The organism is Streptomyces sp. NPDC005017, from assembly GCF_042873115.1.
Taxonomy (GTDB): domain Bacteria; phylum Actinomycetota; class Actinomycetes; order Streptomycetales; family Streptomycetaceae; genus Streptomyces.
In genome coordinates this window covers 1-24,993 of the sequence record NZ_JBIALD010000036.1, presented here as the reverse complement: position 1 = coordinate 24,993, position 24,993 = coordinate 1, and the positions used below count along the sequence as shown (strand labels likewise).

Annotated in this window: 17 protein-coding genes and 2 pseudogenes; 11 read left to right on the top strand and 8 right to left on the bottom strand. The window is 68.5% G+C overall.

The features are described from left to right. Positions 1-350: 350 nt before the first annotated feature. Positions 351-752 (bottom strand): transposase, encoded by a 402-nt coding sequence (locus tag ACFYR0_RS34805; protein WP_389337365.1) that lies wholly within the window; start codon positions 750-752, stop codon positions 351-353. A 192-nt stretch (positions 753-944) separates the two neighbouring features. Between ACFYR0_RS34805 and ACFYR0_RS34800 the strand changes: the two genes are divergently transcribed. The 3 genes from ACFYR0_RS34800 (at position 945) to ACFYR0_RS34790 (ending at position 5,076) form a co-directional block, all read left to right on the top strand. Beyond that, positions 945-1,832 (top strand): transposase, encoded by an 888-nt coding sequence (locus tag ACFYR0_RS34800; protein WP_389337363.1) that lies wholly within the window; start codon positions 945-947, stop codon positions 1,830-1,832. A gap of 408 nt (positions 1,833-2,240) precedes the next feature. Further along, positions 2,241-4,244, top strand: a complete 2,004-nt coding sequence (locus ACFYR0_RS34795; protein ID WP_389337360.1) for a serine/threonine-protein kinase — start codon at positions 2,241-2,243, stop codon at positions 4,242-4,244. An 85-nt stretch (positions 4,245-4,329) separates the two neighbouring features. Continuing rightward, positions 4,330-5,076, top strand: coding sequence for a cytochrome P450 (locus ACFYR0_RS34790; RefSeq protein WP_389337357.1), 747 nt, complete (start codon positions 4,330-4,332; stop codon positions 5,074-5,076). Here ACFYR0_RS34790 and ACFYR0_RS34785 read toward each other — a convergent pair. After that, the gene (locus ACFYR0_RS34785) at positions 5,022-5,927 is read right to left on the bottom strand and encodes a hypothetical protein (protein ID WP_389337354.1); all 906 of its coding nucleotides are present in this window, start codon (positions 5,925-5,927) and stop codon (positions 5,022-5,024) included. The genes ACFYR0_RS34790 and ACFYR0_RS34785 overlap by 55 nt on opposite strands. 178 nt (positions 5,928-6,105) lie before the next feature. On the opposite strand from ACFYR0_RS34785, the gene ACFYR0_RS34780 reads away from it, so the two are divergent. Next, positions 6,106-9,594, top strand: a complete 3,489-nt coding sequence (locus ACFYR0_RS34780) for an AAA family ATPase (protein ID WP_389337351.1) — start codon at positions 6,106-6,108, stop codon at positions 9,592-9,594. A 123-nt stretch (positions 9,595-9,717) separates the two neighbouring features. Further along, on the top strand, positions 9,718-12,294 hold the full coding sequence (locus ACFYR0_RS34775; RefSeq protein ID WP_389337466.1) for a CHAT domain-containing protein: 2,577 nt from the start codon (positions 9,718-9,720) through the stop codon (positions 12,292-12,294). A 251-nt stretch (positions 12,295-12,545) separates the two neighbouring features. Here ACFYR0_RS34775 and ACFYR0_RS34770 read toward each other — a convergent pair whose 3' ends face one another. From ACFYR0_RS34770 to ACFYR0_RS34745, 6 genes and pseudogenes are all read right to left on the bottom strand, one after another. Continuing rightward, positions 12,546-12,752, bottom strand: coding sequence for a hypothetical protein (locus ACFYR0_RS34770; RefSeq protein ID WP_389337472.1), 207 nt, complete (start codon positions 12,750-12,752; stop codon positions 12,546-12,548). A gap of 22 nt (positions 12,753-12,774) precedes the next feature. Next, positions 12,775-13,140: pseudogene (locus tag ACFYR0_RS34765) on the bottom strand (transposase); the annotation flags it as partial. A 506-nt stretch (positions 13,141-13,646) separates the two neighbouring features. Beyond that, positions 13,647-14,435, bottom strand: coding sequence for an IS21-like element helper ATPase IstB (gene istB, locus ACFYR0_RS34760; RefSeq protein ID WP_389337348.1), 789 nt, complete (start codon positions 14,433-14,435; stop codon positions 13,647-13,649). After that, positions 14,432-16,063, bottom strand: a complete 1,632-nt coding sequence (gene istA, locus ACFYR0_RS34755) for an IS21 family transposase (RefSeq protein ID WP_389337345.1) — start codon at positions 16,061-16,063, stop codon at positions 14,432-14,434. The genes istB and istA overlap by 4 nt, the downstream gene beginning before the upstream one ends. Positions 16,064-16,274: 211 nt before the next feature. Continuing rightward, entirely contained in the window at positions 16,275-16,883 is a 609-nt protein-coding gene (locus ACFYR0_RS34750) for a hypothetical protein (protein ID WP_389337342.1), read from the bottom strand. Positions 16,884-17,369: 486 nt separating this feature from the next. Continuing rightward, the gene (locus tag ACFYR0_RS34745; protein WP_389337339.1) at positions 17,370-17,708 is read right to left on the bottom strand and encodes a hypothetical protein; all 339 of its coding nucleotides are present in this window, start codon (positions 17,706-17,708) and stop codon (positions 17,370-17,372) included. A gap of 250 nt (positions 17,709-17,958) precedes the next feature. On the opposite strand from ACFYR0_RS34745, the gene ACFYR0_RS34740 reads away from it, so the two are divergent. The 6 genes and pseudogenes from ACFYR0_RS34740 to ACFYR0_RS34715 form a co-directional block, all read left to right on the top strand. Beyond that, positions 17,959-18,777 carry a sigma-70 family RNA polymerase sigma factor gene (locus ACFYR0_RS34740; protein ID WP_389337336.1) on the top strand — a complete coding sequence of 273 codons (819 nt, stop codon included), beginning with the start codon at positions 17,959-17,961 and terminating at the stop codon, positions 18,775-18,777. Further along, entirely contained in the window at positions 18,774-20,684 is a 1,911-nt protein-coding gene (locus tag ACFYR0_RS34735) for an SsgA family sporulation/cell division regulator (protein WP_389337333.1), read from the top strand. Before ACFYR0_RS34740 ends, ACFYR0_RS34735 begins: the two co-directional genes overlap by 4 nt. A gap of 312 nt (positions 20,685-20,996) precedes the next feature. Beyond that, a complete protein-coding gene (locus ACFYR0_RS34730) occupies positions 20,997-22,064 on the top strand; it encodes a DUF6292 family protein (protein WP_389337329.1) in 1,068 nt (355 codons plus the stop codon). Between the two features lie 561 nt (positions 22,065-22,625). Beyond that, entirely contained in the window at positions 22,626-22,811 is a 186-nt protein-coding gene (locus ACFYR0_RS34725) for a hypothetical protein (protein WP_389337326.1), read from the top strand. After that, positions 22,808-23,119 carry a type II toxin-antitoxin system PemK/MazF family toxin gene (locus ACFYR0_RS34720; RefSeq protein ID WP_389337323.1) on the top strand — a complete coding sequence of 104 codons (312 nt, stop codon included), beginning with the start codon at positions 22,808-22,810 and terminating at the stop codon, positions 23,117-23,119. The genes ACFYR0_RS34725 and ACFYR0_RS34720 overlap by 4 nt, the downstream gene beginning before the upstream one ends. A gap of 1,771 nt (positions 23,120-24,890) precedes the next feature. Beyond that, positions 24,891-24,993: pseudogene (locus ACFYR0_RS34715) on the top strand (transposase domain-containing protein); the annotation flags it as partial.

Below are 24,993 nucleotides of genomic sequence, written 5' to 3'. Positions count from 1 at the left end.
GAGTCTCTGCAGCCGGTGAGACAGTCCGTTTTCGGCCGTCTGGCGGGAGCCGGGAGACGAGGAGCGGGCAGGGGGTAGGCGGGTAGGTATGAATGGCACACGACTTCGACAGGATGATCAGAGCTCACAGGAAACCCGTGCCCGGGGAACGATGCGAATGTGGCGGTGGGCCAGGTGGGCCGCACTTGGTCTCGCGGTCAGCTGGGCGGTGAACTGGGTCGTCAATCTCGTCCAGGGCGAGCAGGGCTGGGATCTGTGGTGGCCTCTGGCCAGTACCGCCATTTGGGCAGCGTTGACCATGTACGGCTTCAGGACCTACCGCCGGACCAGGACCACGATTGTGCCGGGCATCACCGGCCGCTCGTCTGCGTGACCACCTCGGCCAGTCCTCTCCCCTGTGCTGCTTGCGGGCAGATGAGCACCGAACACAGTGACGATGTGCCTGGCCCGCTGTCATCCGACCCAACACGTCTGCCCGGCGAAATACTTGGCGGCCTTCCGCAGAATCTCGCGTTTCTCCTCAAGCTCGCGGACCTTCTTCCGCAGGGCCGCGTTCCCCGCTTCCAGCGGCGTCGGCGGCTGGGCTGGTTCCGGCGTCCGCGGGGACAGCTTGCTCCGGCAGCCCTCACCCAGTTCCGCAGGGTCTCCGGGTTGATCCCCAGGTCGGTGGCGACCGCCCTGATCGTCGCTTCGGGGCGTGACTCGTACAGCGCGACCGCGTCCGCGTTGAACTCAGGCGGGTAGTTCTTCATGCCACGAGATGTCCGTCCTCAGATCCTCAGGATCCAGTGTCTCGCGTGTCCGACGTCAGGGGTCAAGGCCCAAGGTCGGGAAGTTAGCGTTTTCGCAGGTCCTGCAAGCACGTTGAGGGGTCGAGGCGGAAACGCAACGGAGCTCGTTGGCACAGGCGGTCGACCAAGACAGCTTGTACGGGAGGAGCTCCGTTGCGGGTTCATCCTGCCCTGCCGTCGGCGCTGACGGCCATCACCCGTACGGTGACCGTGGCGGCGGGTCGGTTCGCGCCGGGCCATCTGGGAGAGCTGACCGCCGTGGTGCCGTTCGAGCTGGTGGATGCGGTGCCGGCGGAGACGCGGACGGTGCGGCGGCGGCTGCGTGATCTGCCGTCCCGGGTCGGGATGTACTTCCTGCTCGCGATGTGCCTGTTCCCCGAGGTCGGTTACCGGCTGGTCTGGGACAAGCTCACCGGCGGTCTGAGCGGGGTGCCGGTGGCCTCGCCGAGCGCGAAGGCCCTGCGGGACCTGCGCCGGCGGCTGGGGGCCGCGCCGGTGCGGTCGCTGTTCGAGGTGCTCGCCGGTCCGTTGGCCCGCCCGACGACGCCGGGAGTGCGCTTCGGCGTCTATCGGACAGTGTCCTTCGACGGCTGCAGCTCGCTGCGGGTACCCGATTCGCCCCGCAACCGGGCCTGGCTCGGGCGGACGGCCCATCACGGCTATCCCACGCTGGAGCTGATGACGCTGGTCGAGACGGGGACAAGGTCCCTGATCGGCGCGGTGTTCGGCCCCGCCGGCGAGGGCGAGACCGCCTACGCCTGCCGACTGCTGCACCTGCTGAGGCCGGACATGCTGGTGCTGTGGGACAAGGGCCTGGACGCCAACGCCTTCCTGGCAAAGGCGACCGCGACCGGCGCGAAGGTCCTGGGCCGACTCCGCAGCAACCGCCGCACCCCGGTCCTGGCCCGTCTCGTCGACGGCTCCTACCTCTCGGCGATCCGGCGGCTGCGCGCGGCCGGGGCACACGCCCAGGGTCGAGGCGCGGCCGCAAGCCGATCCACCGGATGCTCCGACATGGGTCGCCGAAGGCCTCAGATGTAGGAGTGAGAGCTTCAAGCTGAGTGTAAATTTTCGGCGGGGCGTGCGGCGGTGGTCGCCTCAGCGAGTCAGTTCAAGGCGGGTCGGTCCTCGGTGACCGCTGTGCGCAGCTCCTCAGAGCAGAAGTCGACGGCGGTCACTGCTTGGTGTGGACAGGGCCGAGGGCAGCGCGAAATTCCCGGGCAGCGTCTGGATCGGCGGCAGCGAAGCCACCGTGGATGCAGTGGCGGCAGGCCCTACGTCCCTGTGTACTGGGGCAGATAGCATCCAGCCGCACGCATCTCCCCGTACTGGCTGATCGGACAATCTGTGAGCGCTGCTGGCTTCGTCGGGCGAATACAACCTGTTCGCGCGGATGATCCGTCGTTAGTCGGCCCTTACCGTGTGGTCGGTCGACTCGGTGCAGGTGGTATGGGAACGGTCTACGCCGCGCTCACGGACGACGGGGACCGGTTGGCGGTGAAGGTGATCCATCCCGTGCAGGCAGCAGATCCGGAGTTCCGAGCCCGGTTCCGCCGTGAGGTCCGGCTTTCCGCCCGGGTCCGGGGCCCGTTCCTGCTGCCACTCCTGGAGGCCGACCCCGATGCGGACACCCCTTGGCTGGCGACCGAATACGCCCCAGGCCCCACCCTGGCCGATCACCTGGCCGCCAACGGACCGCTGACCGACGGCACTCTGTACGCCTTCGCCACCGCCACCGCGCAGGCCCTGGCAGCGATCCATGCCACCGGCATCGTGCACCGGGACGTCAAACCGCAGAATGTGCTGCTGACCCCGGCCGGCCCGCGCGTACTGGACTTCGGCATTGCCCATGCCGCAGACGGCACCAGCGTGACGCGCACCGGCGTGCTGACCGGTACCCCGGGCTGGATCAGCCCCGAGCACTATCGCAGCGGCGTCACCGCAGCGGAGGGCGACGTGTTCGCCTGGGGCGCGCTGGTGGCCTATGCGGCAACTGGCCGGCTGCCCTTCGGCACCGGCGCTCCAGAAGCAGTGGCCTACCGCGTCATCTCGGGCAGCCCAGATCTCGACGGCATCCCCGAGGCACTCAGGGAGGTCCTCGAGCAGGCCCTCGCCAAGGAGCCGGCAGAGCGGCCAGCCGCTGCTGAGGCGGCCGAAGACTGCGCACAGCTGCTGGCCGCGCAGTCCACCCTGCTGTTCGACGGCCATACCACAGCTGCAACGGGCAACGCCCAGACGCTCGTCGCCGACTTGGTCCCCGTGCTGTGGTCCATACCCGCCCCGGAAGACCCGCCCTGGCCCCTTCCCGCATCCGCCCCTCCTCGAAAGCCCCTTCGACGCAAAGCCATCGCAGCCGTCCTGGTCGCGACAGCCGTCATCGGCGCAAGTGCAGGCGGATTCCTGGCCTCCCGTGACGACCGCAGCAAGACGGACACGGTCAGCCCGTCCGGCGAAACCGCCCCAACGGCTTCCACCGGCACCCCCGAGCCCAGACGTTCTTCCGTCAGGACATCCACGGTCGTCCCCGGCACGGGGACGACCAGCCAGGCCGCAACCGACCCGCGTGCCATCCCCGTTCCAGCTGACCCGCTCGCAGGCGTGAACGAAGCCGCCTTCACCCGAGCAGACGACGAGACCCAGCCCGTCCCCGGAGAATGGCGAGCCAGCCACCGCGCAGACGACACAGACGAACAGCAGGCCGCGGCCGACATCGCCGATCAAGTAACAGCCATGCTCGCCACGAAGGACATGTCCTTCATGACCCCCACCGTGACCTACAACCGTCAGGCCCAGACCCTGATGGTGACCGGTGGCCCCATATCCACCCTGACCGACGACTACAAGGAGGTCTTCCGCCGAGCGAGCGAGATGGCCGCCTGCGTCACCCTTGCCCACCGGCTCAAGGAGGCTCCGACCAGCTGGCCGTACGGCCGGTTCTCCGTCTACTGGAAGGACTACGAAGGCCAGGACGAGGCCACCATCCTTGGCTTCGGTCAAGCCACCACCGGCTGCTACAGCGAGGAAGCCGGACGTCCCCAGGGCTCGGACGCAGGCCTCACCACCGCCGAACTGCCCAGCAGCGACAAGAACGAGATCCGCATCGCTGGCGACACGGTCAAGGCGATCACCACCGCCTGGGACACACGCATCGCCGAAGGACACGGCCTGGAACATTTCGACCGGGACGACGCCATCACCCTCGGCTTCGACCCCGTCGAGCGAATGATGTACGTCTGGGCCTGGGACGGCTCGGGCGCCCTCGTCGGCCGCGCCCAGCAATCCCACTTCCAGGACGTCGTCACCCAAATCGCCTGTCCCAAGCTGCTGGCCGAGTACAACACCAACACCTACTGGAACTACACCCGCTGGACGATCGCCGCCTACCAGGGCAACAGCGCATGGCCTCAGCTGTTCGCCTCCGGCGACTGCCTCCCCACGGAAAGCCGCCCATGACCACGCGAGCGGTCAAGAGCGCGCCGCGACGAGGGGGGATCACGCGCCCCGGTCCTTTCTGCGAGCGTGAAGGCCCACCACCGACATGTGTGGCGTGTCAGCTGGCACTGGCACGCCACGAGCTGACCGTCGGCAGCACACTGGACATGGAGGCGGCTGTTGTCGCGTGCTTCTTCGTCTTCATCGCGGGCCAGTCAACGACCGGACAGCTCATCTTCACGGTGCTCCGCCGGGCGCTCGCCGAACCCGGCATCTGCCGCGTGCAGCGGCGGAGGAAGGCATGGCCGAGGCATGGGCGGAAGAGGTGCTGCGGCGCGAACCGCCGGTGACCACCTGGCGTCGAATTACCGCGCGGACCACCCGCTTGGGCGGGGTGGAACTGCCCGCTGGCGCCCCGCTGCTGCTGATACTCATAGGCATCGGATCCGACTCGGCCGTCTTCCAGGACCCGAAGAGGATGTGCCCGCACCGGGCCAACGTCCGTCACCACCGGGCCTTCGGCATGGGCCGCCACCGCGGTCCCGGCGCGTCCCTGGCACGCACGGAAGCGGCGGCCGCGCTGCGGGCGGCCGCGCACGCCCTGCCGGGCATCCGGCCGACAGCCGAGCCGGAGGAAGCCCCCGTACTCGGCCTGTGGTCGTTCCGGGCACCGCTGGAGGTGGCGGTGGAGCAGCCATGGGCGACCCCGTCGACAAACGGTCACCACCGAAGGGCTGCGTCTCCTGGAGACGCCGGGCGCGCACCTCGGACTCCTATCCCCTTGATCGGCCGAGGTCCTCACAGATTGAGGTACGGACCGATCGTGGCCGCAGTGGCAGCGGATCGGAGATAGTTCTTTACCTGGTGGAAGTCGAAGGTGGCGATGGCGGCTGTGTGATCCTCGGCGATCCCCTTGAAGCAGCGGCTGAGCCGTGGAGGCACAGCCACCGGATCGCCGGGATCGGCGATGTTCACCCACCTGCCGACGCCTGGCGGACGCCGGCCGCACAGGCTTGGCGGTGCGCCCTGCGGCGCGGGAGACAGTCGATGGAAGACGGCCCTGGGGAGGGCCAGTGGCGAGCCCAGCGTGAGGAAGAGATCCGGTCGTAGTTCGGGATGGGCGTGCAGTGCTTCATAGGCGACCACCGAGCCGAGTGAATGCGCGATGACAACGCGAGGCCGATGCTTTGCGATGCGCTCAGCGACCGTTTTGCGCGCCGCGAGGCGACGCGGTGAGTCCTCCGTCCCGAGATAGGCGGCCATTTCACGGAAGAGGAGGCGGACGAAGACACCGCAAGGGCCTTCGGCGAGGTCGTATCGGGTGGCTATCCAGGTGACGATCTGACGCAACGGGATGGTCAGATGCCCCTGGGCGACCTCCACGGGCACACCCAGTTGTGCCGACCACGCCGTGAACATCTCCTGTTCTAACGGGTCGTCCAGGCTGTCGTAGGTGCCCAGTCCCTGCTCCACAAACCCGGGGAGCAGCCTGTCTGCGTAGTACGCGAAGTCAAGGTCGATGCTGTCGGGGGCTGCGCCCAGTCCCTCGGCCAGATCACGCGTCCAGGCGTTCGCCCTGACCGCCGTCAGCATCTCCTTCCTGCTGGCGGAAACGTCTGCGCCGAAACCGTTGCCGACTCCGTGGACGGCGACGACCTTCAGAGGGCGCGCGTGGTCGGCGACGATGGGAGATGGAGTCTCCATGACTTTACGTCCCTCTCGAAGTGATGTGGTGCGGCAAGTGCATGATGGCCCCGCCCGCCACCGCTGCGCCGGACTTCGAGGATCTCGTACCCGGAACCGAATGTGGTGTCTATCGTTGGTGGGAAAGGCGGCCGCGACGAGGAGTGAACCGGGCATACTGATGGGGGAGTCAGACGTCGTGACGGCTGTTGATCAGTGCGACGACGGTGGTCCGGGACGACGTGTGGTGCTGGCTGTCGGAATCCGGCTCGCGCGTGACGCAGACGGCTCGTCGCCCAGACTGGGGCTTGACCCGCTCGACAGCGCGCCAACACACGCCCAATGTGTCGCCCAGACCCTGTCCGGCTTCGAGTACGAGGACTTTCCGGTCCCGTCGCCGCACGCTGACTGTGAGCACCTGATCGAGAGGCTGGTGACCTCGCCGGACATCGGGGTTCTGATCGTGCATGTGGTAGGGCACGGCGAACTGGCGGATGGCAGCAGCGAGAAGCTCTACTTGCTCGACCGTGATGCGCTGCGCCTCAGGCACCCCGTCAGCGGGTGGATCGAGTGGATCGAGGACCATCCTGATCAACACCGTCCCCTGACGCTGTTCGTCCTGGACGTCTGTTACGCGGGCGAGGCCGCCGTGACCGCTTGGCACGCCCGCATGGACGTGGCCAGACGCCGAGCCTGGGTTCTTGCCGCAACCGGGCCGCGGGACAAGGCATTCAGCTTTCGGCTCAGCCGAGCCCTGGTCCAGGTCCTTGACCGCTATGCCCGTGGGGAACTGCGAATCGATCCATCGCTTCGGTACATCCCGGCGAATACCGTGTGGAAGGAGGTCGAGGCTGCCGTACGCGAACTCGTCGACCAGGAAGCGGGTTTGCCGCAGACCGTGCTGACGAGCCTTGTGCCCAGTCACGCGGATCTCTCGGCCCTGCCGTTCTTTCCCAACCCGGGATTCACCGAGACGGCCCCAGCGGAACGGTTGCCGCCTGAAGTCGCCCGCCTCGCCGAACTGGGTGTGGACCCTTTGCACTTCATGCGTAGAGCCGGTGGCGCCGAACCGGTCCAACGCAATTGGCAGGAAGGGTACTTCAGCGGGCGTCAGGAGGAACTGAATCGACTCTCCAGCTGGCTTGACGACGAGCGCGCCGCTCCGGCACTGTGCGTCGTCACCGGCAAGCCGGGTGTCGGCAAGTCGGCGCTGCTCGGCATGCTGGTCTGCGCCGCCCATCCTGACCTGCGTGAATACACGAAGCCGCTCTGGCGCAGCCTTGCCCACGTGGTTCCGGGCACGAATGACCGGCTGGTCGTCGTCCATGCGCGTCATCTGTCGCTCGGAGAGATGGTGCAGGCACTCCTGAAGCAGGTGCGCCGCATAGCACCCTGGGCACCGGAACCGCCGGCCGCCGGGGCGGTGTCCGACCAGGATTCGGCGGGTTCCCTCTTCGCGCTGCTCCAGGAATGTCACCGCCGGTCGGAACGCCCCATCACGATGGTCATCGACGCCCTCGACGAGATGACCGAACCTGACGTGGTGACCGAGTTGCTGCTCTATCCGCTCGCCCGCAGATACAACGGCCTCGTCCGGCTGCTGATCGCCACCCGCAAGGACGCCAGGGTGAACGCCCTGCTCTCCGCCCGGAACGGGTACGAATGCCTTGACCTCGACGTCACAGTTCCAGAAGCTCTGCGCGATGACCTCTATGCTTACGTGACGCGCTTGCTGGCGGCCAGTGGCCCGTACACGGGCGGCCCCATGCGACGGGCCGGCTCGGCCCTGGCGGAGGCGATCGCCGAGCGGCTGGCCGATGCCGAGCAGAAGTCCGACACGCCGGAGTACCTGCGGCTCGGAGAGTTCCTCACCGCCGGCATCTACGTGAACTTCACGCTGTCCGGTACAGCGCACAGTCCGCTCAGCAGGGAGGCGGCAAAACTGGGCGGTGCCGCCCCACGGAGTCTGCCGGATCTACTTGAGATGGATCTCCGGCGTCATGGAGACCAGCCTCTCCTGCGAGCTGTGCTGACTGCCCTCGCCTTCGCGCAGGGGCAGGGCATGCCAGAGCGCGTACTCGCTGACGCTGTGGCGTTCGATTCGTCCGGCCAAGGCCAGAAGCTTCCACTGGAGGCGCTCTACCGCCTCCTTGACAACGAAGCCCGCCTCTACCTCAGCCGAAGTGTCGACAAGGACGGCACCACGCTCTACCGCCTCTTCCACCAGGGCGTGGCCGACTGGTGGCGCGAGTCCGCGAGCGATGAGGATCGGCAACAGCTGTACAAGGGGCTGGCTGCCTCAGTGCGGCGGAACGAGAATGCGCAGCCGCTGTGGCATCTCGCCGCCCCGTACCTGCAGCGACACCTGTCACAACACGCCGCGGACGCAGGCTGCCTGGACCACGTACTCGAAGACGCCGACTACTTGGTGTTCGCCGATCCGGTTGTCCTCCTCAAACTGCTGCCGCACGTCATGGGATCCCTACGGCCACAAGCCGCGGCGAACGCGGCGACCTATTCGCACGCCCTTGACGAACGAGCATCCATGCCCCTTGCCGCCCGGCGCCAGCTCTTGACGGTCAGTGCCGCACGGTGTGGCAATGGATCGCTGCAATCGAAGCTCGAAAGCAACATGGACTGGACGGTGCGGTGGGTGGCTGCCGTGAGTTCGACTCCGACGGCGCTGGCGACCTTTACGGCTCACGGCCAACCCTTCGCTGTCTCCGGCGACGACCTCGGGCACATTGAGGTCTGGGATGTACACGGCGGTAAGCCGCTGAACCGTTCGGCATCACGCCGAGCCAGAGGCGGGCCCGTGACGTCTGAGGTCCGAGCACTCACGGTGTTCGATGCCGCCGGCCTGCCGTGGGCTGTGACGGGAGGCTACGGAGGAATGCGGATCTGGGATCCGCTGACCGGCACGTTGGTCCGTGAACTGGCTGGCCATGTGGGCTCCGTAACGACGCTCACGACGGTACAGCTCACCGACATTTGCCACCTTCTCGTCGGTGGTTACGGAGGTTTCGCCGTGTGGGATGTGACTGCCGGCGCGAGGATCAGCGAGCACACCGACCATGGTGCCTGGGTGGACGGACTGGCCGCGACGCACATCGACGGCCGTCCGTACGTCGTCACAGGCGCCGACAACGGCCGCATCCAAGTGTGGGACCTAAACGCCGACACCGTCGTCTACGAACTCACCGGGCATGTCGGCTGGGTGAACGCGCTGGCGGTCACTCAGCTCGACGGAACTTCATGCGCCATCTCAGCCGGAGAGGGGGGCATCGTCTACCTCTGGGACCTGGCAGCCGGATCCCCCCACCGCGAGCTGTCCGACCATGCGGGGGATGCCGTGACGGGGCTTGCCGTGGTCGACCTTCTCGGGGGACCTCACGCCGTGACAGGTCACGTGTCGGGCCGCGCCTCGGTATGGGATCTGACCACCGGGACACGCAGCGCCACGTTCCAGCTGCCATCGGCGGTCACAGCCGTGGCCGTGAACTCCGGCGATGCCATCCTCGTGACGTTCGCCGACGGCATGGCCGCGCTCACGCTCAACACTCCGGATACCAGCCCGAGCGGCGCTCTGAGACAGGCCCGAGGACCCGAGGAAGGCCACGGGCCAGGGACCGGGATCACCCGCCCGGGACGTCCGGAGCTCGGACACGCTAGACGTCGACAGACATGATCCAAGGTGGGTGGGAGGACGAAGGTGGGGTCAACGCACGGTGGGGGCGCTGAGTCTCTGGAGGTGCATGCGCAGTCTGAGCCGGGGGCCACGGCGGTCAGCACGGTCCTGGCACTGCTGCCCATGGTGTTCACGGCTCCTGACGAGGCCCTGGCACAAGCGGAAGGGCTGCTCGCAGGCGATCCGCCACCGCTGCATGCATCCGTAGCCCACGAGGTGATCGGTATCTGGCAGCGGGACTTCGGTGACATGCGGCTCGCCTTGACCCATCTACGTCGCGCCCGTGACTTCGCCGCACGCGCCGAGGCGTCGGACCGTGAGGCGGACATTCTCGGCACTCTCGGGGTGGCGCTCGTGCATGCCGGCCGCACCATTCAGGGGCTCACGGCTCTCGAGCAGGGGATCGAAAGCGCCAAGGGGCACACACGAGCCCGTGTGCTCTACCGGCGGGCCTGTACCTGGTGGATCCTGGGGCACCACCGTGAGGCCCTTGAGGATGTGCGCCGCGCGGTTCCGGTGCTGCGACAGGCAGGCGACATCGCCTGGACCGCACGGGCTCTGACCTTGCGCGCCACCGTGCACTTGGCCCTGGGCCAAGTCGAGCGGGCCAATGCCGACTTCACTGGCGCCGAGGCGCTCTGGGACACCGCCGGCCAGGCACACGACAGGGCCGACGTGGTGGAGAGCCGCGCGCTGGCCGCGTTCCGGGCGGGTGACCTTCCTGCGGCGCTGCGGTTGTTCGACGAGGCCGAGGAGCGCTACGCGAAGCTCGGCACCCCGACGTTCATGATCAGCGTCCGGCGCTGCGAGGTGCTGATGGCTGCGGGTCTGGCCCCGGAGGTGCTGGCCGAAGCCGAGGCAGCCATCGCCATTCTCGAGGGGGCCGGGGGGAAGTCGGCCCACAAGGCGGAGCTGCTGCTGACCTCCGCGCGTGCCGCCCTGCTGACGGACGACGCTCACACCGGTGAGGCGCGCGCTGGCATGGCCGTACGGCTGTTCGCGGGGCAGGGGCGCAGTTGGGGCGAGTCGCATGCCCGGCTGGTGCTGATCGAGGCGAAGGTCGCCGCTGGGCGAAGCTCGCGGCACCTTGTTGCCGACGCGGCCGCTGTCGCAGAACAGCTCACACTGCTCGGGTCGCCGTCCGCGCCGGAGGCGACGCTGCTGGCAGGCCGGATCGCTCTGAGCCTGGGCTCGAGTGCCGAAGCCGAGCAGTATCTGGCTGTGGCCGCCGGGAGCAGGCACAGTGGGCCGCCTGTTGCACGGCTCAGCGGATGGGTGGCACAGGCGCTCCTGGCCCGGTCCGCAGGTTCAGGACGGGGTGTGTTGGAAGCAAGTCGACACGGTCTGGATGTGCTCGAGGGTTATCGGATGACACTGGGCGCCTCGGAGCTGTACGCCTGGGCCACGGCGCAGGGCGCGGACCTGGCCTCGCTCGCACAGCAGGTCAGTCTTGATTCCGGCAGTTCCCGGAGGCTGCTGGCGTGGAGCGAGCGATGGCAGGCCACCGCTCTGTCCAGGGCATCGCCCCGACCGCCAGCCGATCCGGCGCTGATGAGGGGCCTGACTGCGTTCCGTGAGATGGCGGCCCGCACAGAAGCCGCACGGACGCAAGGCCGCTCGCTTCCGGTACTGGAGCGGGAACAGCGGCGCCTGGAGCGCGAAATCCTCTTCCGCACCCGACATATACGCGGGGACGGGCCGGGCGCAGGTCGCTTCGACTTGAGAGCGTTGCTCCAGAGCCTGGGCGACGACGTACGCCTGGCCGAGCTCGCCGTGGTGGGGGGGCGGGTACAGGTGCTTGTGTGCGGGCAGGGCAGAGTGCGCCGCTTCGAGGCAGGACCGCTGGCGGACGTGGTGATCGAAGCGCGTGACGCTCAAGCGGGACTTCGGCGACTGACTCACCCGGGGGCGGAGGGGCAGTTGCCGGCCGTGGAGGCGATGGGCCGACGCCTGGAGGAGCTGCTGCTCGGACCCGCCGCGGCACATCTCGGGTACGGGTCCGTCGTCGTCGTACCGTCGGCCCGGCTGCCATGTGTGCCTTGGGCTCTCCTGCCGTGTCTCCGTTACCGTGTATTCAGCGTGGCACCGTCGGCGGCGAGTTGGCTGCGGGCCCGGAACACAGAGCCCCCGCCGGGGGGCCGTTACGTGCTCGTTCGCGGCCCGGGCCTGGCAACCGAAGGCGCGGAGGTATCCGATGAGCTCGCCGGCAAACACGACTCGACGACCGTCCTGACGCATGACGACGCACGGGTGCTGAGGATGCTGGAGGAGCTGGACGGCGCTGCCGTGGCCCATATCGCGGCGCACGGAACCTTTCGTGCGGACAGTCCACTGTTCTCGTCGCTGCGGACGGCCGACGGACCGCTCATGGTGCACGACTTCGAGCGGCTCGGCCGCAGCCCTTATCGGATCGTGCTGTCCGCCTCGGGCCCTGGCCGTTTCGCCTCAGGTGACACCGACGAGATCCTCGGTCTGGTAAATGTTCTGCTGCCCCTGGGGACGGCGGGTGTGGCGGCGAGCAGTGCGCCCTTCAACGACGCCGCGGGCGTCTCCCTGATGATGGATCTGCACGACGGCTTGGCCGCAGGCCTGTCCCTGGCCGAGGCTCTGCGAGATGCCCGCAGCAGGCGCGCCGACCGTGCGGCCGACGCGGTCCACCTGGCTGCGGCCTGGGCCTTCACCGTGTACGGTGCCGCATGACACGTCAGGAGTGAACTCCGCAACGGCAGCGCTCAGTTGGCGCCACTGCCGTGATCGCCGGATCCGCAAGTTCGATGAACGGCAGGCGTTCTGGGGGCGACCTACGAACCCCTGAACCAGTCCGAGGAGGCTCGGTGACGCCAGGAGATCTACGAAGTCCGGCGTCTGGGTGCCGTCCTTCTTGAGCGCCATCGCCTTGGCAGTCATGAGGGAGCGCACACGCGTCAATCCCTTCGCAGGGTGGAGACGATCTATGCGGCCAGTCCCTCGGCGAGGGTGGCTCGGTACTCGCGCTCGTAGTCGATCGGGCTCTTGAACCCGCATGCGCTGTGTAGCCCTCTGGTGTTGTAGAAGTCGGTGATCCAGGTGGCGATCCTGATCCGGGCCTCGATGCGGGTGGCGAAGGTGTGCCGGTGGACGTACTCGACCTCGAGCACACTGTTGAACGCCTCGCTCACGGCGTTGATGCCCCTATGGATGTCAAGTGGCGCCTCGGGCTCGTCCTGCGTGGTCTGCCGGGGTGGCTTGGGGGACGATGAGCCGGTAGATCTCTCGTGCGACGTACCGCTTGAGGCAGCGGATGATCTCGCGGCGTGTCTTGCCCTCCGCCAGGCGTCGCCGCATGTAGTCCTGGGAACGCTCCTCCCAGCGCAGACGGCTGAGGACGATCCGGAAGAGAGCGGCGTTGGCCTGGCGGTCGCCGCCTCGGTTGAGCCTGCGGCGCTGGGTCTTGCCGGACGATGCCTCGACCGGGCTGGTGCCGCACAAGGCGGCGAAGGATGCCTCGCTGTCGAGGCGTTCAGGGTTGGCGTTAACGGTCTGAACTGGCCCCGCTTTTCCGGCCCGAACTGGCCCCACCGGCGGGGCCGTGCGGCGATTGTTCCGGCTTGAAGTGGCCCCGGCTTCCGGTCTGCTCCGGCCCCACCTTCGCCGGGACGGCTGGGCTGGGCGGCCTGCTGTAGGAGAGAATGCTGGGCATGACGACTTGAAGAGCACCGGCCGGGCGGCAGCACTGGCGCAAGGTCGGGATCTGGGACACGGTCTCCGACGGGGACCGTCGGATCTGTGCCGTCTGCGGAACGCCCGTCCGCTCGTACCAGTACCGCATCTATCCGCCCGAGTCGTCCATGTTCGAGCGGTGCATCGGGCTCGCCTGGTGTTCCAGTTGCCGGATCTACTCCGGCAATATGGTGCACGTCCCGCGAAAGCGGGTCCTGGTCGACGCCCTCGCTTCGCTTCCTGGCGAACAACGGGAGAGGCTTGCACGTTCGGAAACACGGCTGATCGAGTTCCTGGACCGCCAGGCCCGGGGCAACAGGGGTTAAGATCCCACCGGCCAGCTGGCCTCGGGGCTACTTCTTCGTCTGCAGTTGCTTGGCCTTGGTCCGGGCGAGGCGGTAGGACTCGGTGCCGGTCTCGATGATGGTGCCGTTGAAGGTGAGCCGGTCGACGATGGCCGCGCAGAGCCTGGGGTCGGTGAACGTCTTGGTCCAGCCTCCGAACGATTCGTTCGAGGCGATGGCCACACTGTTCTTCTCCTTCCTCTCGGTCAGAACCTGGAACAGCATCTCGGCTCCGCGGCGGTCGAGTTCGAGGTGGCCAAGCTCGTCGATGCATAGCAGGTCGACGCGCCCGTAACGGGCGATGGTCTTGGTCAGCTGTTTCTCATCGGCGGCTTCGACGAGTTCGTTGACGAGCTTTGCGGCGAGCGCGTAGCGGACCCGGAAGCCGGCCATCGCGGCGGCGGAGCCGAGGCCGATCAGCAGATGGGACTTGCCGGTGCCGGAGTCACCGATCAAGCACAGCGGCTCGCCCTTCTTGACCCATTCGCAGGTGGCGAGGTTGTTGATCAGAGCCGGGGTGACGTTCTGGTTGGCCGTGTAGTCGAAATCCGAGAGCCACTTCGGGCGTGGGAAGCCGGCCGCGCGGATGCGGCGCTCGGAACGGCGGCGGTCGCGGTCCTCGCACTCGGCCATCAGCAGCTCGGCGAGGAACCCGCGGTAGGACAGGTGCTCGCGCTCGGCGCGGGCGACGGTGTCGGCGAACTGGGCCCGCATCGTCGGCAGCCGCAGGACCCGGCAGGCGGTGTCGATCGCGGCGTCGGAGGCGGGCTCGGTCAGGGTGTGGTGCGGGCCGGTCATCGGGATTCCCTTCCAGGACGGTGCAGGAGCTGGTCCCAGCGTTCGAGGGTGGGCAGGGGCCGCTGGTCGGCGGGAAGGCGGGTGGCCCGGCGCTCGGACAGGCTGGGCAGCGGCAGGTCCGGCGGGACGACCGGCTCGGGCAGGACGGTGGTGGCGGTGACGGTCGGGGACCGGCCCTCGGTCTCGGCGGCCTTGCGGGCTTCCAGCGCCACCACGTCCGCGGTGCAGGCGCCGACCGCGAGCGCGGCACGGATCCCGGCGACCACGTCACGGTGCTGCAGGTGGCGGTGCAGCAGCAGGACCTGGACCAGGGCCTTGGTGCCCTCGCACTCGCCGAGCGTGTGCTTGGCCGTGGACCACAGCGCTTCGTGGGCGGGGGTGAAGGTGCCCTCGCGGCGAGCCTGATCGAGCGCCTCGGAGCCGGCCAGGGCGCCGGGCTTGGACAGCAGGACTTCCAGGAAGTGGTCCAGCACCACCCGTTCGGCGCCCTTGGTCGTCAGGCGGGGGTGGCGGGCGATCTCGGTGCGGCCGTGGAAGACCACGACCTCGCTCGAGCGCAGGAGAACGTGGACGGTGCGGCCGATGAAGCGGACCGGAACCGAGTAGCGGCAGACCCGGACGGCGACCATGCCGTAGCGGTCGACCCGCGGGTTCAGTGCGAGGCCGGTCTCGAAGGGATTCTCGGGCAGGGGCAGCAGGAGCGGGGCCCCACGGGCGAAGTCCTGGCCGATGGTGCGGATCCGCATCCCGATCCGCCGGTTCTCCTCGGCCTCCTCGAAGCCGGCGAAGGCGTCGTTGAGCTCGTTCAGGGAGTCGACGCGCGGGACCGGGGTCAGGTAGTTCCGACGCCAGTAGCCCACCTGGCCCTCGACCCCTCCCTTCTCATGGGCCCCGCGAAGTCCCGGCTCGCAGTAGAAAGGGGTGACCGAGAAGTGCCTGCGGAAGTCCGCCCAGCGTGGATGCTCCTCACGGGATCGGCTCCTGTGCACCACCCGGGAAACTGCAGGCGAGAGATTGTCATACCGGATCTGACCGGCCGGGATACCGCCCAGCGTGCGGAACGCGTGAACGTGTCCGTCGAAGAACGCTTCCTGTCCGCAGGACGCGGTGATGCGGTGCACGGCCTTGCCGGAGTAGGCCAGTCTGAACGCGAACACGAAGCACTTGGTGCGTTCGCCGGCCAGGTCCACCCATGCCTCGCCGAAGTCGACCTCCGCATCCATGCCAGGCTGGTTGTGGCGGATCACGAATCCCGCCGCCGGTGTCGCCCCTGCCGCCTCGGCGATCTCCTGCCGCCGCCGGTGCACGTAGTCCCACACCGTCGAGTAGGCGATGTCGGCGCCGGCCTCCTGCTGAAGCCGGCTCAAGATCCTTTTCACTGTGTGCCGCTGCTTCGGCGGCGCATCAAGGTCGTCGAGTAGCCACTGGTCGATCGTCTTCTTGAACGGCTCCAGCCTGGGCGAATGCCGTCGCGGCGTCCGGCGCGGAGCGGGCACGGTCGAACACAGTGCCTCGCGCACCAGCCGACGGTGGACCCGATACTTGCGCGCCAACGCGCGGACCGACAGCCCCTGCTGCCACGAGTCCCGGCGGATCAGCAGGAACAGCTCTTCCTTCGAGGACGCCACCCGGCATCGTCCCCTCACGGCGACCTACCGCGAGCGTCCCAGCCCAAGCTCCGAAGTGGGGCCAACTCAAGCCGGAACAACCCCCGAACGCTCCCGCGCGCCCCACCGGTGGGGCCAGTTCGGGCCGGAAAAGCGGGGCCAGTTCAGACCGTTAACGCCACCCGTCAGGGAGTCCGGATGGGGCCCGCTGCCGTCGACTGGTACGGGTGGATCAGAAGTAGTCGCCTTGCTCGGCGCGGCGGAGGATGTCGCGTTCGCGGCCGGTCTGGGTGTCGAGGGAGTCCTCGTGGTCGATGACGATGGTGTCGTCGGCCGGCCGGGCTCGTACCTGGTGGCCGTAGGCGTCGGTCGCCTTGACCAGGAGGGTGTCCTGGAGTGGGGCGGGCCAGCTTTGGATCAGGTAGTACTCGACGACTTCGTCCGGTGCCAGGTCGATGGCCCGGTCCCGGCCTCGTGCGTGGACGCGTAGCCGGTAGCTGCCGGGGCCGTGGGAAGCCAGGCTGGGCAGATCGACCGGGTCGTCCATGAGGGGTGCCACGAGTATTTCACCGCTGGGGGAGTGGCATGAGATCTCGGCGATCTCGTCCCAGCCGGAAGCGGGCTCGGGCTGATGGGTGTGCAGCTCGGCTGTGACCTGGACGTCACCGGTGTGGATTCCTGTGTGTACCTCGATGGCGCCGTCGGAGGCGGACACCAGACCGGTATGGGCCGCATCGAGGCCGCCAGCCATCGGCCCGTCCGGGTCCATGACCTGGAAGAGGTGGTACTGGACGAATACCAGCGACGTGCCCGTGCGGGCCGACTCACTCATGGCGCTCATCTTCCCTCTTCCAGGTCAGGGCGTGGGCGGCTTCGACGGGGGTGTGCGGCTGGTCGGCCCGGGCCCCAGGGGCCGCGGTGCGGCTTGAGGGCGACCACGTAGGCCAGGCCGGCCTTGCGCAGGGCGAGGTACCAGTCGTCGCTGACGGAGTATGCGCAGTCGGCGACCATCGCCCGGCAGCCGAAGCCGCCTCCTTCCCGCGGGCCGCAAGGGTGGCGGCCGGCTGCGGTTTCGTACGGAAGGCGGAAGCGGAGCGGTCGCGGGTGAGTACCGGCCGGGGGTGTCGCGGGTTGTACGAGACGGCCGAACTGGGTCGGCCTCGGCCGACGCCAGGCCCTGGCACTTGCGGCTGGCTCCCGCAAGGGCGTGCACCTGGCGGCCTGTTCACGGCGGCGGAGGCGATGCGAGGGGACCGCAGCGTCGACGTTTGCCCGGCCGCGACGCCCGGCCGCGGCGTCCGGTGGGGTGCCGCGGCCGGGGTGTGGTTCAGGTGGCGATGATGGCGTGGAAGAAGAGCACCGCGCCGGCGAAGGCGGCGCCGCCGGTGAGGACGGCGGTGGGGGCGCCGGGCTGGGCGAGGTGGGTGAGGATGCCTGCTCCGGTGCCGACCAGGGTGCCGAGCATGAGGATGATGGCGCTGCGCAGGCCGAGCAGTGCGGTGGCGGCGGGAGTTTGAGGTGGATGGGGGCCTGTCGGGCTCTGGGGATGGGGTATGGCCTGCGGGGCGTGGCCGGTGTGCTGCGCGTGCGGGGTGCCCGTGCCGGTGGCGGCGGGGGAGGGGGTGGTGTGGTGGTGGTCCTGGCCGGGGGCGGGGCTGCTGTTCATGGTGTTCCTTCCTCTGACGTTCGGTCACTGCTGGTGCGGTGGCCGCTCGTTGCTGGTCTAGGTGCCGCACAGCCCCCTCCCCCCGTGTGTCGCACGTCACATTTTCTGATGGGGGAGGGGAGGGGGGAGCGCCGTACGCCGCGCCTAGGACCTGTGTGAGACGAGGGCAGGACAGGGCCCGCTGGGCCGGGGCGAGGGCTAGGGAGCGGATGTGCCGGATGGAATGTGTGAGGGGCGCGGTCCCCAGACCATGACGCAGAGCCCGCACGCGCCGGCCGCGGACACGAACCAGGAACTGCGCGCCTTGGAGGGGCTGCTCGCATCCGAGGCCGGCGAAGAGGCGTCGATGAGCGCCGAGCTCGCCGGCCGTGACGCCGCCCTGGTCGCATTCCTGCGCCGTTCCAACTTCGAGGGCCCGCACTACCAGCAGTTCATCGCCGAGCTGATGTCCTACGGCTGGCGCACTTTAAGCACATGGAGCGCCAGCGGCCACATCTTCGAGCGCAGTGCCCGCATGGGCCGCCCCGTATCGCCGGCGATGATGCCGTCCGAGGCATGGACGTACGAGGACCGCACCCAGGTCGTCACCGACACCGTCCTGAAGGGCCGGACCCTCTTCCACGAGCACGGCCTGGTCCGCGGCAAATGGAGCCCCGACGGCGGCGCGAGCCTGACCACCTATTTCGTCGGCGCCGCCGTCCTCGCCTTCAGGCCCGTCTATATCCGCTGGTACAAGGCCCACCACCTCGGGCAGGCTGAACTCCAGCACCGCACCGCCGACACCGACGACGTCCTTGACGCCCAGCAGGACATTCCCGACCAGCGCGCCACCGACCCTGCACACACCGCAGCCACGCGTGACCACGTCAGCCGACTGCGCCCGCTGCTGCCCGACGAGCAGGTGCGCGAGGCGCTGGGCTGGGTGACCCTCGGCTACACCCATGCCGAGGCTGCCGCGAAGGTCGGTCTGACGCCCAAGGCGCTCGAACGGCGCCTGGCCCGCGTCCGTACCAAGGTTTTGGCCAGCGGCCTGCACCAGGCCCGGCCGGGGGAGGGGGGAGCACGATGAGTGCTCACAAGGACGACAGGATGCCTGCCACCACAGCCGACGACGAGTTCGCCGCCCTGATGGCGGCCTCGAGCCTGCGCGCTCCCCGCGTGCGAGCGCTGGACGAGACCATCCCCGACAAGGCCCGGCGCCAACTGGACGCGGCCGCCGGCGCTGCTCCCGCCGGCACATCCACGGGGCACGGCGCAGCCGATCCGACTGTCAAACCCGCCGAGGACCTGACCGGGGAACAGACAGCGCACGGCCAGAACAGCGCCGAGCCCGTCGGCGCGGACAGCGCACTCGAGCATCAGCGCATGCCATATGCGCTGTACCTGCGGCACGCGCCGTGGTCGCTGCCAGTGGACACGGCAGTGACCGACCGACGGCTGCGTGACCTGCGCTCCGCCGGCTGGCAGGTCACGCGACCCACACGGCTTTGGGCTACTGCCCGGACAAGCCCGGCGCCACGCGCAGCACTCTGGCTGCTGCTGGCGGGCTCGGCACCGGTGCGAACCGCACCTCTTGCGTCCCTTACCGGCTACTCCGCCGGCGCGCACCGGTCCGCCAGCGTCAGCTGGTCCGCCAGTGATCTCTCCATGCCACGACTCAGTGACGCCGCCTGTCTGAATCCGCGACGGCGTGACTGGAGCCTACTGGCACTTTCCATCAGCCAGGGCAGTGTCCCTGACTTCCTCGCCCTCTACAGGAGGCTGCTCAAGAGCTTGCCGCCGGAATCGGATCAGGACACAGGATCCGACGCCGCTCATGAGGCCTGCCGGCTCCCGGCCGCAGGGAATGGAGACGCCGGCAAACACAACGCAGCCACATTCAGCCGGGCCGGCAGCGCACATACGCACTGGCAGCGTCTGCTGTCTCCGGGATGCCTGACCGACCTGCTGCACGCACCCGTACGTGACCCACGTGAACTGCCACATGACACGCCTCCACGACTGGGGGAAGTAGACAGCGGCCTTCCACCTCACGACGCTGCGCGCTGGTTCCTGTTCTGCGCGACCGGCCGACCGCCGGCAGGTCATGCCGCAGGCGTGCCGTCCGCCGTCAGGCGGGAAGCTCCGCCCTGCATGGACGGCGCGCAGACGCGGGCGGGGACCGGCGTGGATCAGCTGCACCTTCTGGTAGCTGCGGACCTGGCCGTGGACTTGAATGCAGCGCACCGGCAGGCCCCATCGGGCCAGCCCGCGGCGCCACCTGACCCGGACACGTACGTGGTGAGCCTGGGCGGCAGGCTGCTGCTGCCGAGAAGTCACGCCGACGGCGCGAACAGCAACCGGCAGGGGGGATGCCAAGGCGTCGTCGGCGAGCTAGCTGACGGCCCGTTTGAGCTCTGGCGCAGGACAGTCGATGCAGGGGTCGAGCAGTACGCCCGGTTCCGGATGCGTCTGCACGGCACACCGCAGGACGATGGGGAGCCCGTGCCCGTCCAACTGTGCTACCGCACCGCCGATCCTTTCGCGGTCACAGCCGTCTTCAATCACGGAACCGATCAGCAAACGGAATGGGTTTTCGCCCGGGAGCTGCTCATCGACGGTCTGCACCAAAGTGCGGGAATCGGTGACGTCGTGGTGTGGCCTTCACCGGATGAGCCAAGCGGTCGTCAACGGATCTTCATCCGTCTCAGGCCACCGGAAGGTGAAGCGCTCCTGTCCGCGGCCCGCGACGCCGTCGAGGCCTTCCTCGACGCGAGCCATCCGCTGACACGCGATCCGCAGGCGGCTGCTCGGGCATGGGCTCCGGATGTATGGGAAAGCACCTTCGCTGACATCAAGAGCGCCGGTACAGACGACAGTTCTCGTGGTTCCGGCAGAAGGAGCAAGTTCGAGCAGCGGCGGCGTCACACCGCCGGCCCGCTAGGGTTCGCGCTGCCCGTCCGCCAAGCGCTGCCCGACGTCGATGACGCCTTTTGAGCGTGGTCCTGTTCAGCGCTTCGGGCGAGGCGGCCGCCGACGGTCTGGCGTCGCCGCGACCGGCAGTGCGACAGCTGAGAGATGGCGCGGTGGTGATGCGCTCGTCGGCGCTTGCGGCCGGCCCGAGGCAGTGCGCCGCTCCTGAGGACGCGTCCGTACGCCCATTGCTGGCGCTGGAGGGCGACGTCTTCGGGCCGTGTGCGGTGCGCGACTGCGCACCGTGCCGTCTCTCTGACGTGCCGCAACCCGTGGCCGCGCAGCCACAGTTGGGGAAGCCGCCGCCCTGCACCAACGCACAGGAGAAGGGGACTGATGATCCGGGCCGGACGCCGGGAGTACGTGCAGAACTCCGAAGAGCTCGCTGCCGCCCTCGGCATCACCCTCGGCACCTTCAGAAACAAACTGCCCTACACCGCCCACGGATTCCCGCCGCTGATCAGCTCACAAGGAGCGAGGGTGAAGCTGTGGGACAACCGGCAGACGGCTGCCTTCCTCGCGGGCCGCCCTGTGCCGGCACTCCCGGACGAGGACGACGACCAGGACCTCCTGGACCGCAACGAGGCCGCCGCCGAACTCGGCATCGCCGCCAAGAGCTGGGACGCCTACAAGACCGCACCGCAGATCAAGCCCCACCTCACCAGGATCAAGGGAGTGGAACACTGCCCGCGCGGCATCATCCGGGCCTACCAAGCCGCGAGACGCACCGCCGTACACGGTCCCAGGGGACGCCCCAGGGGCAGCGGGGACATGGTGCCCCGCGACGAGATCCCCGCAAGGGTCGGTGCCCTTCTCGATCAGGACCCGGCGGTCACCCTCGCCACCGTCCAGGACCGCCTCGGCCTCTCCTACGCCGCAGCCGCACGAGCCCTGCCCGCTCTGCGCGCAGAACGCATCGCCGACCTGCTCCAGGCCCAGCCCGCACTCACGCCCGAAGACGCCGCGGTGCGCCTGGGCTACCCGACCGCCGTACAGCGCACCGCCCTTGCCTGCGCCGCCACCGAGATGCGGGCCCGGCAGATCCGGCCGTACCTGCAGCACGTCGCCGACGCCCTGGCCGACGCCGGCCTCGCCCAGACACAGATCGTCTCGGTGCACCGTGTTGCGGGCGGCGAGATTCTCGCCGCGGCCGTCATGCTGACCGGCGAAACTCCCGCCCTGGTGTGGGACGAACGCTACGGCTGGCGCACCGCCGAGAGCCGACGCCACCCGCTCGGCCCGCACACCGGCACCCCGCCGCAGGGCGAGGGCATCCGCTACCTCAGCGAGCACCAGCAGCCCGAACCCGCCGAGCTGCTCTCCGCGCTCGCCGACGGCCGAAACCTCCCCCGCCGCCCCAAGGCGGTCCACATGCCCGGAACGGAAACGCGCCCGCGACCATAGGCCCGCGCGTGCGCGGGCACGACGAGCCCCGAGGACGCGCCCCTTGTCGCAGGAGCGTCCACAGCCGTTCCGGCCACCGGCAAGTACAGCGTCAGTGAGGTCCGAGTGCTGGGTTGGGTGGCGAGCCTCGCGGGACAAAAGGCGCTTGTGATCCTCCCGGACCAGGCCACTCAGGTGCTGGAGGGTGGAGCGTCGCCAAGCTGCTCGCACACACTGACCGGGCGGGCTGGTCCCGCAGGCCTCGGACCGCGGCAAGACGTTGGGCGTATGTCGCCGGTGATGCGGTAGAGGTGATCGGTGGCGGCCGGGATGCTGGCCTTCCCGGCCCGGGGCGGCGCTGTCAACGCCGGTCGGTCTTCCTTGTGGCGGACGCAGGGCCTGAGGGCGGTGGCGGAGGGGTCTCGGCTGGAGAGGCTGCTCTGCGCGGCAGCGTTCTCGGTGCGCGCGGATGCCGTCCAGGCCCCGGCGTGCTCGTGGTTCACGGTGGGCGCGTGCGCTTCGAGCACGCGCGACTGCGTCGGAGGCTGGTGTGATGCCATCTGTGCCACTAGATTTGGTGGCATGACTGCCATCACTTTGCGTGTTCCCGACGCCATGGACAAGCAGCTGCGCGACGCCGCTGCCGGTTCTCCGTCGCTCAACGACTACATTCTGCGAGCTGTGCGGCGTCAGATGACGCTTGATGCCGCACGCAGGCTGGCATCCATCGAGCCCCTGGACCTGTCCGGCGAGGGCGACGCACTGTGACCGTCTGCAAGGGCGACGTCTGGGACGTCGACACCGGCAAGGGCACGCGTACCGTTCTCGTCGTCAGCCTCGACGGCCTCGCCGAGGCCTACGGTGCGGTGGTCGCCCTGGTCCTGCACGCTCCGGCACACCATCCCGACACGGCGATGAGCGTGCGCCTGACCTCCCCGGTCGATGCGTCGGTGGTCGCCGTGAACCTCCTGCAGCTCTCCGCAGCCCGGTTCGAGACCGGAACACGGCACGGCAACATCGGCCCCGAACAGCAGGAGCAGATCGACAACGCGCTCCGCGCAGTCCTCGACCTGTAGCCGGGCAAGTTGCGGACAGGGGGCGGAAGGAGCCTCCGCGCCCAACGGCGGTGCGATGCCGGCAGGGCAAACACCGCTGAGCACCCGTCTGCACTTCTCCTGGATACCGCCCGGTCTCCCGGACGGGAGTGACCTGCGAACGACTGCAGTTGCACATCGACTGGGACCGCTTCGGGAAGTTCATGCTGGCGGTCTCACGTCACAGGCTCGGCCCGCGAGGATCCGCTCTCGCTGTCTGCTGCGCCGCGGCGCAGGATGCCCCCGCCGGCACCGGCCCAGCCGGTCATCCACCCGCAGGCCGTGCGCCGCAGGCACCCGATGCACCAACGACCACCACGTCTCCCTTCGCGCATGCCCCGCGACACCCCCACAGCACAGCACAGCCGCATGCGGCCGCCTGATATAAGCGCGCCGACGAGCCCGCAGTGAGCAGTGCTGCGCAGGGCACGCCGGCTGCCCCGCGCACGGCCGGGCACCGGCTGAAGGGAGCGGGGTCCGGCGATCCCCACGGTCCCGGGAGGTCTCGTGGGCATCCGCACAAGGTCCGGACGGGCTGTGGGACACAAGACGCGAACCGGCGCGCGCTGTCGGCGGCGGGCGGTTGGCCGGCCTGGGGGTGCACCAGCAGGGCGGCGCCCGTATTCGGTGAGGAGCCGCTTGCTGGACTTCCCTCCGGACACTCGCTGCGTTCCCTCCTGGCAAATAGAAGAATGGGGGCGCGAGCAGGCAGAGGAGTATCGCTTCGCGGCTTCCACGACGCTGCGCGTCTGCCGGTATTGTCGTACCCGTCTGTTAGACTGTAAAAGACAGTTCGGGAGAAACAGCGGAGCATCTTGAGCGGACCCCCAGAGTGCTCTGACGGGTGACAGGAACCCCTCTTATGGGGTATGATTAGTAGAGAACAAAGACACGGCACACCCCGCCTGTGGGATGTGCCGTGCGATGATTTACCGCATTACTGGCCGGAGGCATGAACCCTTCGGCCAAAAATATGCCCATACTCAATCACGGAAAGTAACTAGAAAATGACTGAGAGTTCCAATATTCGGGAAAGTACAGGTCAAAACGGTGCACGAGAGTGTCAGCGCCAGCGGAGACGGTCGAGCGTTCTGCGCCTTGCGCGCTACCTCTACGGTGCGGTGAGCGCAGGGGGCCACGTTGTCAGGATTGTCAAGTTCCTCATGGAGCTGTGATACCCAGACAATTCCTTCTGTGAGTTATGAGGGCCCATGGGATCCCATGAGGCCCATTTTGTTTGCCCAAAAGCAGAATCTCAATGAAAGAACAGATGAAGGTCGCCGTGGAATCGACATGGAAGGAAGTTGATGCAATCGTTGAACGCTGTGTAAGGCAAGACGGAGACAGCGAACAATGTCGAGGCCGCGCCTGCCAGACCTACGGTAGTACGTGGTCGCAGGGGCGGTCTCCTCGCTGCTCATTGAGGCGGTGAGAAGCCGGTCCACGCGGGTGCGGCTCGCAGGCGGGACGGGTGCGCCCGTGGCGGTGGCGTTCGCATGGGAGAGGGCGCGCCGCACCCCACGTCGGCGGGCTGCCGCCCGAGACGCAGAGGCCGCCACCATCGGCGCCAAGGACCGCATGCCCAGAACCGCCTCCGACCGGCACGCCCTCAGCACAGCCCCCGTCAACGCCGGACCGCTCTTCAATGCCACCCACGCGCCGGCACCCCTGTACAGCGTGCTCGGCAACCTGGAGATCCTCATTCCGGCAAAAGCCCCGCACGCCGCGGCCGCCACCACAGCGGGGCGACACCGGTGCCCGCGAGCACAGGGTTCGGTTGCTGCCCTCCCGCGTGGTGGTGTACTTCGTGCTGGCCTTCGCGTTCTTCGAGAACGCCTCCTACCAGGCGGTGTGGG

Coding starts and splice junctions, on each gene's coding strand:
- ACFYR0_RS34725 (WP_389337326.1), top strand. CDS start 22,626: ATGACTGCCATCACTTTGCGTGTTCCCGACGCCATGGACAAGCAGCTG.
- ACFYR0_RS34740 (WP_389337336.1), top strand. CDS start 17,959: ATGACGCAGAGCCCGCACGCGCCGGCCGCGGACACGAACCAGGAACTG.
- ACFYR0_RS34805 (WP_389337365.1), bottom strand. CDS start 752: ATGAAGAACTACCCGCCTGAGTTCAACGCGGACGCGGTCGCGCTGTAC.
- ACFYR0_RS34790 (WP_389337357.1), top strand. CDS start 4,330: ATGTGTGGCGTGTCAGCTGGCACTGGCACGCCACGAGCTGACCGTCGG.
- ACFYR0_RS34730 (WP_389337329.1), top strand. CDS start 20,997: ATGATCCGGGCCGGACGCCGGGAGTACGTGCAGAACTCCGAAGAGCTC.
- ACFYR0_RS34750 (WP_389337342.1), bottom strand. CDS start 16,883: ATGAGCGCCATGAGTGAGTCGGCCCGCACGGGCACGTCGCTGGTATTC.
- ACFYR0_RS34795 (WP_389337360.1), top strand. CDS start 2,241: ATGGGAACGGTCTACGCCGCGCTCACGGACGACGGGGACCGGTTGGCG.
- ACFYR0_RS34775 (WP_389337466.1), top strand. CDS start 9,718: ATGGTGTTCACGGCTCCTGACGAGGCCCTGGCACAAGCGGAAGGGCTG.
- ACFYR0_RS34745 (WP_389337339.1), bottom strand. CDS start 17,708: ATGAACAGCAGCCCCGCCCCCGGCCAGGACCACCACCACACCACCCCC.
- ACFYR0_RS34785 (WP_389337354.1), bottom strand. CDS start 5,927: ATGGAGACTCCATCTCCCATCGTCGCCGACCACGCGCGCCCTCTGAAG.
- istB (WP_389337348.1), bottom strand. CDS start 14,435: ATGACCGGCCCGCACCACACCCTGACCGAGCCCGCCTCCGACGCCGCG.
- ACFYR0_RS34735 (WP_389337333.1), top strand. CDS start 18,774: ATGAGTGCTCACAAGGACGACAGGATGCCTGCCACCACAGCCGACGAC.